At 57.6% G+C, this 14,172-nt stretch carries 15 protein-coding genes; 10 read left to right on the top strand and 5 right to left on the bottom strand.

What is annotated here, in order from left to right; genetic code table 11:
* Window positions 1-89: 89 nt before the first annotated feature.
* Window positions 90-1,025, bottom strand: coding sequence for a flagellin (locus NR795_RS09095; protein ID WP_257757993.1), 936 nt, complete (start codon window positions 1,023-1,025; stop codon window positions 90-92).
* A gap of 182 nt (window positions 1,026-1,207) precedes the next feature.
* On the bottom strand, window positions 1,208-2,140 hold the full coding sequence (locus NR795_RS09100; protein ID WP_308219173.1) for a flagellin: 933 nt from the start codon (window positions 2,138-2,140) through the stop codon (window positions 1,208-1,210).
* Between the two features lie 241 nt (window positions 2,141-2,381).
* Between NR795_RS09100 and fliD the strand changes: the two genes are divergently transcribed.
* The 4 genes from fliD (at window position 2,382) to amyA (ending at window position 6,176) form a co-directional block, all read left to right on the top strand.
* Complete coding sequence (gene fliD, locus NR795_RS09105; RefSeq protein WP_257757994.1) at window positions 2,382-3,794, top strand: flagellar filament capping protein FliD; 1,413 nt, start codon at window positions 2,382-2,384, stop codon at window positions 3,792-3,794.
* Between the two features lie 23 nt (window positions 3,795-3,817).
* The gene (gene fliS / locus NR795_RS09110; RefSeq protein WP_144817414.1) at window positions 3,818-4,228 is read left to right on the top strand and encodes a flagellar export chaperone FliS; all 411 of its coding nucleotides are present in this window, start codon (window positions 3,818-3,820) and stop codon (window positions 4,226-4,228) included.
* On the top strand, window positions 4,228-4,587 hold the full coding sequence (fliT, locus tag NR795_RS09115; protein WP_144817327.1) for a flagella biosynthesis regulatory protein FliT: 360 nt from the start codon (window positions 4,228-4,230) through the stop codon (window positions 4,585-4,587). The genes fliS and fliT overlap by 1 nt, the downstream gene beginning before the upstream one ends.
* 101 nt (window positions 4,588-4,688) lie before the next feature.
* A complete protein-coding gene (amyA, locus tag NR795_RS09120) occupies window positions 4,689-6,176 on the top strand; it encodes an alpha-amylase (protein ID WP_144817326.1) in 1,488 nt (495 codons plus the stop codon).
* Between the two features lie 41 nt (window positions 6,177-6,217).
* Here the strand turns inward: amyA and yedD are convergent, their stop codons facing one another.
* Window positions 6,218-6,631, bottom strand: coding sequence for a lipoprotein YedD (gene yedD, locus NR795_RS09125; RefSeq protein ID WP_257757997.1), 414 nt, complete (start codon window positions 6,629-6,631; stop codon window positions 6,218-6,220).
* 189 nt (window positions 6,632-6,820) lie between these two features.
* On the opposite strand from yedD, the gene yedE reads away from it, so the two are divergent.
* On the top strand, window positions 6,821-8,026 hold the full coding sequence (gene yedE, locus NR795_RS09130) for a selenium metabolism membrane protein YedE/FdhT (RefSeq protein ID WP_144817324.1): 1,206 nt from the start codon (window positions 6,821-6,823) through the stop codon (window positions 8,024-8,026).
* Window positions 8,023-8,265, top strand: a complete 243-nt coding sequence (gene yedF / locus NR795_RS09135; protein ID WP_144817323.1) for a sulfurtransferase-like selenium metabolism protein YedF — start codon at window positions 8,023-8,025, stop codon at window positions 8,263-8,265. The genes yedE and yedF overlap by 4 nt, the downstream gene beginning before the upstream one ends.
* A gap of 40 nt (window positions 8,266-8,305) precedes the next feature.
* On the opposite strand, the gene lysM is transcribed toward yedF, so the two are convergent.
* Together lysM and fliE are read right to left on the bottom strand one after the other, a co-directional pair.
* Window positions 8,306-8,764, bottom strand: a complete 459-nt coding sequence (lysM, locus tag NR795_RS09140) for a peptidoglycan-binding protein LysM (RefSeq protein WP_222888220.1) — start codon at window positions 8,762-8,764, stop codon at window positions 8,306-8,308.
* A 91-nt stretch (window positions 8,765-8,855) separates the two neighbouring features.
* Entirely contained in the window at window positions 8,856-9,170 is a 315-nt protein-coding gene (gene fliE, locus NR795_RS09145) for a flagellar hook-basal body complex protein FliE (RefSeq protein ID WP_106403916.1), read from the bottom strand.
* Window positions 9,171-9,395: 225 nt separating this feature from the next.
* On the opposite strand from fliE, the gene fliF reads away from it, so the two are divergent.
* The 4 genes from fliF to fliI are packed head-to-tail and all read left to right on the top strand — an operon-like array spanning window position 9,396 to window position 14,151.
* The gene (fliF, locus tag NR795_RS09150; protein ID WP_144817320.1) at window positions 9,396-11,084 is read left to right on the top strand and encodes a flagellar basal-body MS-ring/collar protein FliF; all 1,689 of its coding nucleotides are present in this window, start codon (window positions 9,396-9,398) and stop codon (window positions 11,082-11,084) included.
* Window positions 11,077-12,072: a flagellar motor switch protein FliG gene (fliG, locus tag NR795_RS09155; RefSeq protein WP_042391432.1), complete on the top strand. Its 996-nt coding sequence runs from the start codon at window positions 11,077-11,079 to the stop codon at window positions 12,070-12,072. The genes fliF and fliG overlap by 8 nt, the downstream gene beginning before the upstream one ends.
* Window positions 12,065-12,781: a flagellar assembly protein FliH gene (fliH, locus tag NR795_RS09160; protein ID WP_257758000.1), complete on the top strand. Its 717-nt coding sequence runs from the start codon at window positions 12,065-12,067 to the stop codon at window positions 12,779-12,781. Before fliG ends, fliH begins: the two co-directional genes overlap by 8 nt.
* Window positions 12,781-14,151 carry a flagellar protein export ATPase FliI gene (gene fliI, locus NR795_RS09165; protein ID WP_144817318.1) on the top strand — a complete coding sequence of 457 codons (1,371 nt, stop codon included), beginning with the start codon at window positions 12,781-12,783 and terminating at the stop codon, window positions 14,149-14,151. Before fliH ends, fliI begins: the two co-directional genes overlap by 1 nt.
* The last annotated feature ends 21 nt before the right edge of the window (window positions 14,152-14,172 follow it).

Genomic DNA, 14,172 nt, shown 5'->3' on the forward strand with positions numbered 1-14,172 from the left:
ATACAAGGGTAAAACTAGTGGTTTCCTGAGGTTTAAGGCGGGGCAAAAAAAAACCCGGCAGCGCCGGGTTTTTATCTCTGCGTTGAAAATTAACGCAGCAGGGACAGCATGGTCTGCGGAACCTGGTTGGCCTGAGCCAGTACGGAAGAGCCAGCCTGCTGCAGGATCTGCGCGCGGGACATGTTGGACACTTCGGTCGCGTAGTCGGAGTCCTGAATACGGCTGCGAGCGGACGTCAGGTTGCTCACGGTGTTGTTCAGGTTGGTGATGGTGGACTCGAAACGGTTCTGGGAAGCACCCAGCAGGCTGCGCTGAGAGTCAACGGACTTGATCGCCGCGTCGATGTCTGCCAGCGGGGTGGAGCCAGCCGCTGCGCCAGTTGCGCCGCCGGTCACTTTGCCTTTCAGTACGTCGAAACCAACGGCTTCGGTGGTACGGGCGTTGCCGTTCACGGTATCGGTACCGGACGCCATGGCTTTGGTGTTCAGGGTGGTGCCGGAAGAGCCTGCAGCCGCCAGGTTGAAGCTGTCGCTGGAGCTGATTTTGATACCGATGGTTTCAGCGTCTTTAGAGCCAACCTGGAAGTTGTAGGTGCTGGAGCTTGCGCCGGTGTTCAGCACTTTGATGCCGTTGAAATCGGTCTGCTTGGTTACACGATCCACTTCTTTCATACGTTCGTTAACTTCAGCCTGGATGGAGTCAACGTCGGATGCGGAGTTGGAGCTGTTCTGCGCCTGAACGGTCAGGTCACGGATACGCTGCAGGTTGTTGTTGATTTCGCCCAGCGCGCCTTCAGCGGTCTGTGCCAGGGAGATACCGTCGTTGGCGTTACGTGCCGCTACGGTCAGACCGTTGATGTTGGAGGTGAAGCGGTTAGCAATCGCCTGGCCAGCAGCATCGTCTTTTGCGCTGTTGATACGCAGACCGGAGGACAGACGCTCGATAGAGGTGCCCAGGGAGGACTGAGACTTGGTCAGGTTGTTCTGAGTCGTCAGCGACAGGGTGTTAGTGTTGATCACTGCCATGGTAAATATCCTTCTTTAAATAGTGGTAATGCTATTTCGGCATGTGCCCAACGGCCTCATCGCCTTCAATAATGTTATCGACACGAGGTTGCGAAGCTTTAGTGTTTCTGAAGAATTTTTTTGTCGGCGAGAAAATAAAAAAAGCGCCGACAGGCGGCGCTTTGAATTGATCTGAGTGCGAATTAACGCAGCAGGGACAGCATGGTCTGCGGAACCTGGTTGGCCTGAGCCAGTACGGAAGAGCCAGCCTGCTGCAGGATCTGCGCGCGGGACATGTTGGACACTTCGGTCGCGTAGTCGGAGTCCTGAATACGGCTGCGAGCGGACGTCAGGTTGCTCACGGTGTTGTTCAGGTTAGTGATGGTGGACTCGAAACGGTTCTGGGAAGCACCCAGCAGGCTGCGCTGAGAGTCAACCGCTTTGATTGCCGCGTCAACGTCTGCCAGCGGGGTGGAGCCAGAAGCTGCACCGGACGCGCCGCCAGTCACTTTGCCTTTCAGTACGTCGAAACCAACGGCTTCGGTGGTACGAACGTTGCTGTTAACGGTGTCGCCGGACGCCATGGTTTTGGTGTTCAGGGTGGTGCCGGAAGAGCCTGCAGCCGCCAGGTTGAAGCTGTCGCTGGAGCTGATTTTGATACCGATGGTTTCAGCGTCTTTAGAGCCAACCTGGAAGTTGTAGGTGCTGGTGCCGGAACCGGTGTTCAGCACTTTGATGCCGTTGAAATCGGTCTGCTTGGTTACGCGGTCGATCTCTTTCATACGCTCGTTAACTTCCGCCTGGATGGAGTCAACGTCGGATGCGGAGTTGGAGCTGTTCTGCGCCTGAACGGTCAGGTCACGGATACGCTGCAGGTTGTTGTTGATTTCGCCCAGCGCGCCTTCAGCGGTCTGTGCCAGGGAGATACCGTCGTTGGCGTTACGTGCCGCTACGGTCAGACCGTTGATGTTGGAGGTGAAGCGGTTAGCAATCGCCTGGCCAGCAGCATCGTCTTTTGCGCTGTTGATACGCAGACCGGAGGACAGACGCTCGATAGAGGTGCCCAGGGAAGACTGAGACTTGGTCAGGTTGTTCTGAGTCGTCAGCGACAGGGTGTTAGTATTAATAACAGCCATGATAGTATTCCTTTGAAAAAGTTATCAGATTCAGGCATCTGCCTACGGCTTTCTCACCGTCAATGTGATTATCGACCGCCGTCGAATAACCTTTAGAAAAAATGATCGCTTTTTTAAAGGCGCAAACTGCCTGGTTTTTCTCCGCTTTATTCCGCCATTGTTTTTTGTAAAAGACACTAATCTTTTCGCTGTCGCTGCCGATAGAGCATCCAGTGATTGTCTCAAATGAAAGGATGTTATTATGGCAACAGTAAGTTCGCTCGGTGCTGGCACCAGCATGAGTTCGTCGTTAAGCACATTATATGATGGGCTGGAGGCTTCAGAACAAACCAGGCTGACGCCGATTACTCAGCAACAGACCTCTTATAAGGCAAAACTGACCGCCTGGGGCGTGGTGCAGACTGCGCTGACCAAGCTGCAGACGGCTGCTGACGCGCTGAAAAACACCTCTGCTATTGCCTCGGCTAAGGTTTCCAGCACCAATACCGCGTTCAGCGCCAAGCTTGCCAACAGCGCTACCGCCGGAACCTACTCCGTTGAGGTCAGCCAGCTGGCCGCTTCGCAGTCGCTGTTAAGCCCGAAGGCGAGCAGCAAGGATACCGATCTGGGCGACAGCAGCCTGAGTTCGCGGACAATCACTATCACTCAGCCGGGTCAAAAAGATCCCATGACGGTGACGCTGGCCAGCGATAAAACCAGCCTTGCGGACGTGCGTGATGCGATCAACGCCAAACAGGGCAGCGTCACCGCCAGCATCATTAAAGCGGATGACAATAGCTACTACCTGTCGCTGACCTCTCGCGACAGTGGTACCACGAATGCAATGACCATCAGCACTGACGACAGCGAGCTGGCGAAGTACATCAGCTATGACGCCACCGACAGTTCTAAGAGTGCGATGACCCAGCAGGTGGAGGCAAAAGATGCGATTGTTAAAATCAATAACATCACCATCACCCGCAGCAGCAACACCATTACCGATGCGCCAGAGGGTGTAACCCTGTCGCTGACCAAAACCAACGTCGGCAGTCCAGAGACGCTGTCCGTTGTCAAAGACAACGAGCCGATGACAGCGGCAATTCAGGCCTACGTTGACGCCTATAACTCGCTGCAGACCACCATCAATAACCAGACGAAATATACGGCGGTGGATCAGGGCAGCAACAGCCAGAGCACCTCGAACGGCGATCTGCTCGGTGACGGCACGCTGCGTAATATTCAGACGCGCCTGCGCTCGCAGCTCTCTACCAACCAGGGGACCGGGGCAATTTCTACTCTGTCGCAGATGGGGATTACCCAGGATCTGACCGGCAAGCTGACGGTCGACAGCACCAAGCTGACCAAAGCGCTGAACGAATCCCCTACCGACGTGCTGAATTTCCTCTCTGGCGATGGCAAAACCACTGGCTTTGCGACGCAGTCCAGCAGCCTGCTAAAGGATATCCTCGGTAACGACGGATCGCTGAAGAACGCCACCGATGGGATCAATAAAAGTCTTAAGCAGCTGTCAGAGAAGTACGATCAGGTGAATACCCAGATCACCGCGACGATGGCGCGTTACAAGGCGCAGTTTACCAGCCTGAGTACGCTTATTTCGTCGCTGGACTCCACCGGGAGTTACCTGACCCAGCAGTTTAATGCCATGAATAGTTAATGAACCAAGAGTTGAGGTTTGACATGTATACAAAATCGGGAATTCAGGCTTATGCCCAGGTGGGTGTGGAAAGCGCCGTTCTGAGCGCTAGCCCACATCAACTGGTGGTGCTGCTATTTGATGGTGCGTTAAGCGCCATGAAAAAAGCGGCCATCCTGATCGATCAGGGAGACATCCCCGGTAAAGGACAGGCGTTGTCAAAAGCCATCAACATTATCACCAACGGCTTACGCGCCGGGTTAAACCACGACGTCGGTGGTGACCTTGCGTCAAACCTCGACAGTCTTTATGACTATATGACACGGCGTCTTCTCCAGGCCAATCTGCACAATGATCTTGCTGCCATTGATGAGGTCACGAACCTGCTGACCAATATTGCAGATGCCTGGAAGGAGATAGGCCCTAATAATCAAAATGCGCGGGACACCTACTAATGGATGCCGATTTCGGGTTGCTCCAACACTATCAGCAGCTGCTGCTGACCAGCAACATGATGCTTAACCTCGCTAAAGAGGGGCGCTGGGATGAGCTTATCCAGCATGAGCTGAGCTATATCACCGCAGTGGAGAAGCTGACCCAGCTTCAGGATACCGCAGATACCGCCCCTACCGTCCAGGGGCGGCTCCGCCCGCTGTTAAAACAGATCCTTGATAACGAAGTTGAGCTTAAAACGCTGCTGCACCATCGCATGGAAGAACTACGCACCTTAGTTGGGCAAACATCCCGCCAACAGAACCTGAACTCAACCTATGGACGTCTCTCTGGTAATATCCTTTTCCCAAGCGAGTTGTGAACGCTGCTGTCTCCAGGCGGGTGATATTTTTTAACGCCCTCACCCGCTTCGTTTGCTGATTTTCATCCATACTTCAAGTTCCTAACTCTGGAGCATGGTCGATGAAAAACCCCACCCTATTGCAATGCTTTCACTGGTACTATCCGGATGGCGGTAAACTCTGGCCGGAAGTGGCTGAGCGTGCAGCTGGTTTTAATGATATTGGCATTAACATGGTCTGGCTGCCCCCCGCTTATAAAGCGGCGACGGGAGGATACTCGGTCGGGTATGACACCTACGATCTCTTCGATCTGGGCGAGTTTGATCAAAAAGGTACCGTTGCCACCAAATACGGCGATAAAGCCCAGCTGCTGGCGGCCATCGGCGCGCTGAAAGAGAACGGCATCGCCGTCCTGCTCGACGTCGTGGTTAACCATAAGATGGGGGCCGATGAAAAAGAGGCAATCTGTGTTAATCGGGTAAACGAACACGACCGCAACCAGATCGATGACGAAGAGATCGCGTGCGAGGCCTGGACGCGCTACACCTTCCCCGCCCGTGAGGGAAAATATTCGAAGTTTGTCTGGGACCACAAGTGCTTTAGCGGCGTCGACCATATCGAAAATCCCGATGAAGATGGCATATTCAAAATTGTTAACGATTACACCGGCGACGGCTGGACCGATCAGGTTGACGAAGAGCTGGGTAACTTTGACTATTTGATGGGCTCCAATATCGATTACCGCAACCGGGCGGTCACGGAAGAGATCAAATACTGGGCGCGCTGGGTGATGGAGCAGACCCAGTGCGATGGCTTCCGCCTCGATGCCGTGAAGCATATCCCGGCCTGGTTCTATAAAGAGTGGATCAACCACGTGCAGGAGGTGGCCCCGAAGCCGCTGTTCATCGTCGCCGAATACTGGTCCCATGAAGTCGGTCGGTTGCAGCAGTACATCGATCAGGTGGATGGCAATACGATGCTGTTCGACGCCCCACTGCAGATGAACTTCCATCAGGCATCGTTGCAGGGACGCGACTACGATATGAGCCAGATTTTCACCGGCACGCTGGTAGAGGCCGACCCCTTCCATGCCGTCACTCTTGTCACCAACCACGACACTCAGCCGCTACAGGCACTGGAAGCCCCCGTTGAAGCCTGGTTTAAACCGCTGGCCTACGCCCTGATCCTGCTGCGGGAAAACGGTGTGCCATCGGTGTTCTATCCGGATCTGTATGGTGCAAGCTATGACGATACCGGCGGCGACGGCGAAACCTACCATATCGATATGCCGATCGTTGAACATCTCGACCAGCTGATCCTGGCCCGTCAGCGCTTTGCTCACGGCGTACAGACGCTGTGGTTCGATCACCCAAACTGCATCGCCTTTAGCCGGAGCGGAACCGAAGAGGATCCCGGCTGCGTCGTGGTGCTCTCCAACGGCGACGACGGGGAAAAGACGCTGGAGCTAGGGGAGAATTACGGCAATAAGATATGGCGCGACTACCTTGGCAACCGCGAGGAGAGCGTGAGCACTGACGAAAACGGTACGGGTACCTTTACCTGCAACGGCGGCAGCGTCAGCGTGTGGGTTCTGGAGGAAGTGCTGTAACCGAATACGCTGAGTGAGAGGCCTCACTCAGCGTTATTGCTTTACGGCAGCGGCGTAGGCAGCGGGCTTTTCGCCAATACCTCAGCACACTCGGCGGTTGGGCGATCAACCCGTTTTAACGTCATGCCCGCATACTTCAGCAGGGCACCATCTCGTTCTACCGAGTACACTTCGACCTTCTGCGTCACGTTATAGAAATCGTCCCCGCGCAGCGTCAGCTTGCCAGGCAGCGCTATCACACGCTGCCACTGGCGACAGTCCAGCGTATCTCCTGCGGGGGTCACCACCAGGCTGGCTATCACCTCCGGACTGACCAGCTTGCTCTGCGGCCCGGCGGATTGCCAGTACCCGACCAGATCCGCAGGTGCCGGATGTTTGACTACCTCGTTATAGTTATCAATCTGTGCACAGCCGGTCAACGCCAGCAATGCGCTAAAAATCACTACTTTTTTCATCTAATGTCCTGCGCGCGAAGAAAAAAATTATTCTGGCACTAAAGCGCCACGCCTGCCAGCAATTACCTTAAACACTTTACTTGATCTGCACCGTATAAATGCCATTTAGCGCTGGGAAAATGCGTCGGTCCGTGTAGGATCGCGGTTCCGCTTTACCACATAAACCTTCTGAGTTCAGAGGCTATTATCATGTCCTGGCAACACTTCAAACAGCGCTGGCTGATTACTTTTTGGGCCCCCCTGCCCGCCGTTATCGCCGCCGGCATTCTCTCAACCTACTATTTTGGTATCACCGGCACCTTCTGGGCCGTTACCGGGGAATTTACCCGCTGGGGCGGTCAGCTTTTGCAGCTGATGGGCGTCCATGCGGAAACCTGGGGTTACTACAAGCTAATCCATCTGGAAGGTACGCCGCTGACCCGCATCGACGGTATGATGATCATCGGCATGTTTGGCGGCTGTTTCGCTGCCGCCCTGTGGGCCAATAACGTTAAGCTGCGCATGCCCCGCAGCCGTATCCGTATTTTTCAAGCCATTGTCGGCGGCATCATTGCCGGATTCGGCGCACGTCTGGCGATGGGCTGTAACCTGGCCGCGTTTTTCACCGGCATTCCGCAGTTTTCGCTCCACGCCTGGTTCTTTGCGCTGGCCACGGCGGTCGGCAGCTGGTTTGGCGCGCGCGTTACCCTGCTGCCGCTTTTCCGCATCCCGGTAAAAATGCAGAAGGTCTCTGCCGCCTCGCCGCTGACGCAGCAGCCTGACCGGGCGCGCCGTCGCTTTCGCCTTGGCATGCTGGTGTTTATAGGCATGCTGGGGTGGGCGCTGCTCACGGCGATGAACCAACCCAAACTCGGCCTCGCCATGCTGTTCGGCGTCGGCTTCGGTCTGCTGATTGAGCGGGCGCAGATCTGCTTCACCTCTGCCTTCCGTGATATGTGGATCACGGGCCGCACCCATATGGCAAAGGCTATCATCCTCGGGATGGCGGTGAGCGCCATCGGGATTTTCAGCTACGTTCAGCTGGGCGTCGAAGCCAAAATTATGTGGGCCGGCCCTAATGCCGTGATTGGCGGCCTGCTGTTCGGCTTTGGCATTGTGCTGGCGGGTGGGTGCGAAACGGGCTGGATGTACCGTGCCGTAGAGGGCCAGGTGCACTACTGGTGGGTGGGACTCGGGAATGTGATCGGCTCGACGCTGCTGGCTTACTTCTGGGACGATCTGGCCCCGTCGCTGGCCACCCGCTGGGATAAGGTCAATCTGCTGAATACCTTCGGGCCGCTCGGGGGTCTGCTGGTCACCTACGGCCTGCTGCTGGCCGCCCTGCTACTCGTCGTGGCCTGGGAGAAACATTTCTTTAAGCGCGCCGCCACGCTGGCGGTTAAGGAAGCGGTATGAATACGCGCAAAACGCCAGTCCCGGATTACCGTCTGGATATGGTGGGCGAGCCCTGCCCCTACCCTGCCGTCGCCACGCTGGAGGCGATGCCGCAGTTAAATAAGGGTGAGATTCTGGAGGTGGTGAGCGACTGTCCGCAATCCATTAATAACATTCCGCTGGACGCGCGCAATCACGGCTATACCGTGCTGGATATTCAGCAGGATGGGCCAACGATTCGTTACTTGATCCAGAAGTAGAGGTACACGCCGGGCAGCGATGGCCCGGCGTATCGCTTGATTACTGCGGAATACGCAGCACCTGACCCGGATAGATTTTTTCCGGGCTTTTCAGCATCGGTTTGTTGGCTTCAAAGATTTTGTTGTACTGGTTAGCGTCGCCGTACACCTGTTTAGAGATGGCGCTCAGCGTGTCACCGGATTTCACCGTGTAGAACTGGCTCTCTTTTACAGTAGTGTCTGCAGCGGGCGCAGCCTTCACGTTGTCAGCAACGCTGGCGATACCAGAGATGTTACCGACCGCCACCAGAATCTTCTCTTTCGCTTCCTGGCTCAGACCTTCGCCCGTGACGGTAGCCTGACCGTCGGCGACCTGCACGTTCACCTTATCCGCATCAGGAATACCGGTTTTGCTCAGATGCTCCTGCACCTTCTTCGCCTGCTCTTCCTTATCGTCATGCCCGGAAACGGCATCCCACAGTTTCTCACCTGCTTCTTTTACAAAATTGAAAAGACCCATCTTCAGCTCCTTACCGTTAAGTTAAGACTCTGAAAGTGTAGCAGAGGCCAGCGGAAGCGGCTGACGTAAGGGTGATTTAAGGAAGTTCTGACTACACCTGCATCGCCATGACATCCTGATAGGCGGACACCAGCTTGTTACGCACCTGGATCCCCATCTGTAACGACACGGATGATTTCTGCAGATCGGTCATCACGTCGTTCAGGGCAACGCCCGGCTCACCCAGCGTAAATTTCTCAGCCTGCGTACGCGCGGCGTTCTGCGTATCGCTGATGCGATCCAGCGCGGCGTGCAGCTGGCCCGCAAAGCTAACGGTGGACTCAGCGCCAACGCTCTGGTTTTTTGCCACGCCGGCCGTGGCCTGCAGCTGGCTGATGACGCCTTCAATCCCCTGGATAGACATGATTTAACCCCTACATGATTTGACTGGCGACGAGGTTACCAGTTTGTCAATAAGATGAAGGCGGTAAATAGCGACAAAAAACCAGGTTATTTGACCCATAGAAAATCGCGAATCATCAAATAATGGCAGGGCCATCAACATGGAACTTTTGTCGTGTTTGCCGACCCGGGAGTCCGTTTTGCTTCATTACACGAATAATGCCGTCCACCCTGAGTTACGAGGTGTGCAATGAGTGCGACAGCAACCGCATCACAGAATAAATCTCTCGAATGGATGAACCGCCTGCGCGCGAACCCCAGAATTCCACTGCTTGTCGCCGGTGCAGCTGCCATCGCCATCATCGTTGCTATGGTGCTGTGGGCGAAGCAGCCGGACTACCGCGTCCTTTATAGCAACGTCTCCGATCAGGACGGCGGCGCGATAGTGACTCAGCTGACGCAGATGAACATTCCCTACCGCTTCACCGAAACCGGTGGCGCGATTGAAGTGCCTGCGGACAAAGTGCACGAACTGCGCCTGCGCCTGGCCCAGCTGGGGCTGCCGAAAGGCGGCGCGGTGGGCTTTGAGCTGCTGGATCAGGAGAAGTTTGGTATCAGCCAGTTCAGCGAGCAGGTCAACTACCAGCGTGCGCTGGAGGGCGAACTGGCCCGTACCATCGAAACCCTCGGGCCGGTGAAATCAGCTCGTGTCCACCTGGCGATGCCTAAACCGTCGCTGTTCGTGCGCGAACAAAAATCTCCCTCGGCCTCCGTCACCGTGAACCTTGCACCGGGTCGCGCCATGGACGAAGGCCAGATCAGCGCCGTGGTCCATCTGGTCTCCAGCGCCGTCGCTGGCCTGCCGCCGGGGAATGTTACCCTCGTCGACCAGAGCGGTCGCCTGCTGACCCAGTCCAACACCAGCGGTCGCGATCTTAACGACGCCCAGCTGAAGTATGCCGCTGATGTTGAAGGCCGCGTGCAGCGCCGCATCGAGGCGATCCTCTCCCCTATCGTCGGCAATGGTAACGTCCATGCCCAGGTTAACGCCCAGATTGACTTTGATAATAAAGAGCAGACCGAAGAGCAGTATCATCCGAACGGCAACCCGTCCGAAGCAGTGATGCGCTCCCGTCAGCTGAACGAAAGTGAGCAGGTGGGCGGCCCCTATCCGGGCGGCGTGCCGGGTGCACTCTCTAACCAGCCTGCGCCAGCGAATAACGCGCCGATTACCGCGAATGCGCCGCAGAACGGCCAGCAGAACCAGAATGCGCAGCAGACCTCGACCAGCACGACGGCAAACAGCGCCGGTCCGCGTAATACGCAGCGCAACGAAACCACCAACTACGAAGTCGACCGCACCATTCGCCACACCAAAATGAACGTCGGCGACGTGCAGCGCCTCTCCGTTGCCGTGGTGGTGAACTATCGCACCCTCACCGAGGGTAAACCGCTGCCGTTGACCGCCGACCAGCTGAAGCAGATTGAAGACCTGACCCGCGAAGCAATGGGCTTCTCCCAGCAGCGCGGCGATACCCTCAACGTGGTGAACTCCCAGTTCAATGCCACCGATGAGAGCGTAGGCGAGCTGCCGTTCTGGCAACAGCAGGCCTTTATCGATCAGCTGATGACCGCCGGTCGCTGGCTGCTGGTGCTGATTGTTGCCTGGATCCTGTGGCGCAAAGCCGTTCGTCCGCAGCTGGTACGTCGCGAAGAGGAGCGCAAAGCGCTGCTTGAGAATGCGCACACTCGCCAGATGCCGGAAGAGGAAGCCGTGGAGGTTCGCCTCAGCAAAGACGAGCAGACCCAGCAGCGTCGGGCTAACCAGCGCCTGAGCGCCGAGGTGATGAGCCAGCGTATTCGCGAAATGTCAGATAACGATCCGCGCGTTGTTGCGCTGGTCATCCGCCAGTGGATGAGTGGTGAAGAGCATGAGTAACCTTACCGGAACCGAAAAGAGCGTCATCCTGCTGATGACCATTGGCGAAGACCGCGCGGCGGAGGTGTTCAAGCACCTCTCCCAGCGTGAGGTTCAGCACCTGAGTACCGCCATGGCCGGCGTGCGCCAGATCTCCAACAAGCAGCTGACCGACGTTCTGCAAGAGTTCGAGCAGGAAGCCGAGCAGTTCGCCGCGCTCAATATCAACGCCAACGACTACCTGCGTTCGGTGCTGGTGAAAGCGCTGGGCGAAGAGCGCGCCGCCAGCCTGCTGGAAGATATTCTTGAGACGCGCGATACCTCCAGCGGTATCGAGACCCTCAACTTTATGGAGCCGCAGACCGCAGCCGATCTTATCCGCGACGAGCATCCGCAGATTATCGCCACCATCCTTGTGCACCTTAAGCGCGGCCAGGCGGCGGATATTCTCGCCCTCTTCGATGAGCGTCTGCGTCATGACGTTATGCTGCGTATCGCCACCTTCGGCGGCGTTCAGCCAGCGGCGCTGGCAGAGCTGACCGAGGTGCTGAACAGCCTGCTCGACGGCCAGAACCTCAAGCGCAGCAAAATGGGCGGCGTAAGAACGGCGGCAGAGATCATCAACCTGATGAAGACCCAGCAGGAAGAGGCGGTTATTACCGCGGTGCGCGAATTCGACGGCGAGCTGGCACAGAAAATTATCGACGAGATGTTCCTGTTCGAAAACCTCTCCGAGGTGGACGATCGCAGCATCCAGCGCCTGCTGCAGGAAGTGGATTCCGAATCCCTGCTTATCGCGCTCAAAGGCTCCGAACAGCCGCTGCGCGAGAAGTTCCTGCGCAATATGTCCCAGCGTGCGGCAGACATTCTGCGCGACGACCTTGCCAACCGCGGTCCGGTGCGTCTCTCCCAGGTGGAGAACGAGCAGAAAGCGATCCTGCTTATCGTTCGTCGTCTGGCAGAGACCGGCGAGATGGTAATTGGCAGCGGCGAGGATACCTATGTCTAACGAGCTGCCGTGGAAAATCTGGACGCCGGAAAATCTGGCGATGCCGGTAAGCGAATTCGTTCCGGCGGTGGCGTACGACAGCGACAGCGACGACGCCCCGCAGGAGAGCGAAGAGGTCGTTTTAACCGACGAGCAGAAGCAACAGCAGCAGCTGGCGCAGCTGCAGATCCAGGCCCACGAGCAGGGATACAGCGCCGGTCTCGCCGAAGGTCGGCAGGACGGGCATAGCAAAGGCTACCAGGAGGGTCTGGCTCAGGGCCTTGAGCAGGGTCTGGCCCAGGCCCAACAGCAGCAGGCGCCGATCCATGCCCGGATGCAGCAGCTGGTGAGCGAGTTCCAGTACACGCTTGATGCGCTGGACAGCGTGATCGCCTCCCGCCTGATGCAGATGGCGCTGGAGGCGGCGCGCCAGGTGATTGGCCAGACGCCGAGCGTGGATAACACCGCGCTGATCAAACAGATCCAGCAGCTGCTTCAGCAGGAGCCGCTGTTTAACGGCAAGCCGCAGCTGCGCGTCCACCCGGACGATCTGCAGCGCGTGGAAGAGATGCTGGGGGCGACGCTGAGCCTGCACGGCTGGCGTCTGCGCGGCGATCCGACCCTCCATCCGGGAGGCTGTAAAGTCTCTGCCGACGAGGGCGATCTGGATGCCAGCGTCGCCACCCGCTGGCAGGAACTGTGTCGCCTGGCGGCGCCGGGAGCGATCTGATGACTGCACGCCTGACGCGCTGGCTGACCACGCTGGACAACTTTGAGAGCAAAATGGCGCAGCTGCCAGCGGTACGCCGCTACGGGCGGCTGACCCGCGCCACCGGTCTGGTGCTGGAGGCGACCGGCCTGCAGCTGCCGCTGGGGGCCACCTGCGTTATTGAACGTCAGGAGAACGGCGACATCCGGGAAGTAGAGAGTGAAGTCGTGGGCTTTAACGGCCAGCGCCTTTTTCTGATGCCGCTGGAAGAGGTGGAAGGCATTCTGCCCGGTGCGCGCGTTTACGCCCGCAGCGCCAGCAGCGACGGCTTGCATAGCGGCAAACAGCTGCCGTTAGGCCCGGCATTGCTGGGCCGGGTGCTGGACGGCGCGGGTAAACCGCTGGACGGTCTCCCCTCGCCCGACACCACCGAAACCGGGGCGCTGATCACCCAGCCGTTCAACCCCCTGCAACGTACCCCCATCGAGCACGTGCTGGATACCGGCGTGCGGCCGATTAACGCCCTGTTAACCGTGGGTCGCGGCCAGCGTATGGGCCTGTTCGCCGGTTCCGGCGTCGGTAAGAGCGTGCTGCTGGGCATGATGGCGCGCTACACCCAGGCCGACGTGATCGTGGTCGGACTGATTGGCGAGCGTGGCCGTGAAGTAAAAGACTTTATCGAGAACATTCTTGGCGCTGAGGGTCGCGCCCGGTCGGTGGTGATCGCCGCCCCGGCGGACGTTTCACCGCTGCTGCGTATGCAGGGTGCGGCCTACGCCACGCGCATCGCAGAAGACTTCCGCGATCGCGGCCAGCACGTGCTGCTGATTATGGACTCCCTGACCCGCTACGCGATGGCGCAGCGTGAGATCGCTCTGGCCATCGGCGAGCCTCCGGCGACGAAAGGCTACCCGCCTTCCGTGTTTGCCAAACTGCCCGCGCTGGTGGAACGCGCCGGTAACGGCATCCACGGCGGCGGCTCCGTTACCGCCTTCTATACCGTGCTGACCGAAGGGGATGACCAGCAGGATCCCATCGCCGACTCCGCCCGCGCCATTCTTGACGGCCACATCGTGCTGTCGCGGCGACTGGCCGAGGCGGGTCACTATCCGGCGATCGATATTGAAGCCTCTATCAGCCGAGCCATGACCGCGTTAATCAGCGAACAGCACTACGCAAGGGTCAGACATTTTAAACAGCTGCTCTCCAGCTTCCAGCGCAACCGCGATCTGGTGAGCGTGGGAGCCTATGCCCGGGGCAGCGATCCGATGCTGGATAAAGCGATTGCCCTGTGGCCGCAGCTGGAAGCCTATCTCCAGCAAGGCATTTTTGAACGCGCCGGATGGGAAGAGTCCATCCAGGGCTTAGAGCTTATTTTCCCGACGGTGTAACAGAAGAGTGGGAGGGCGACG

The organism is Pseudescherichia sp. L3, from assembly GCF_024656065.1.
Classification (GTDB): domain Bacteria; phylum Pseudomonadota; class Gammaproteobacteria; order Enterobacterales; family Enterobacteriaceae; genus Pseudescherichia.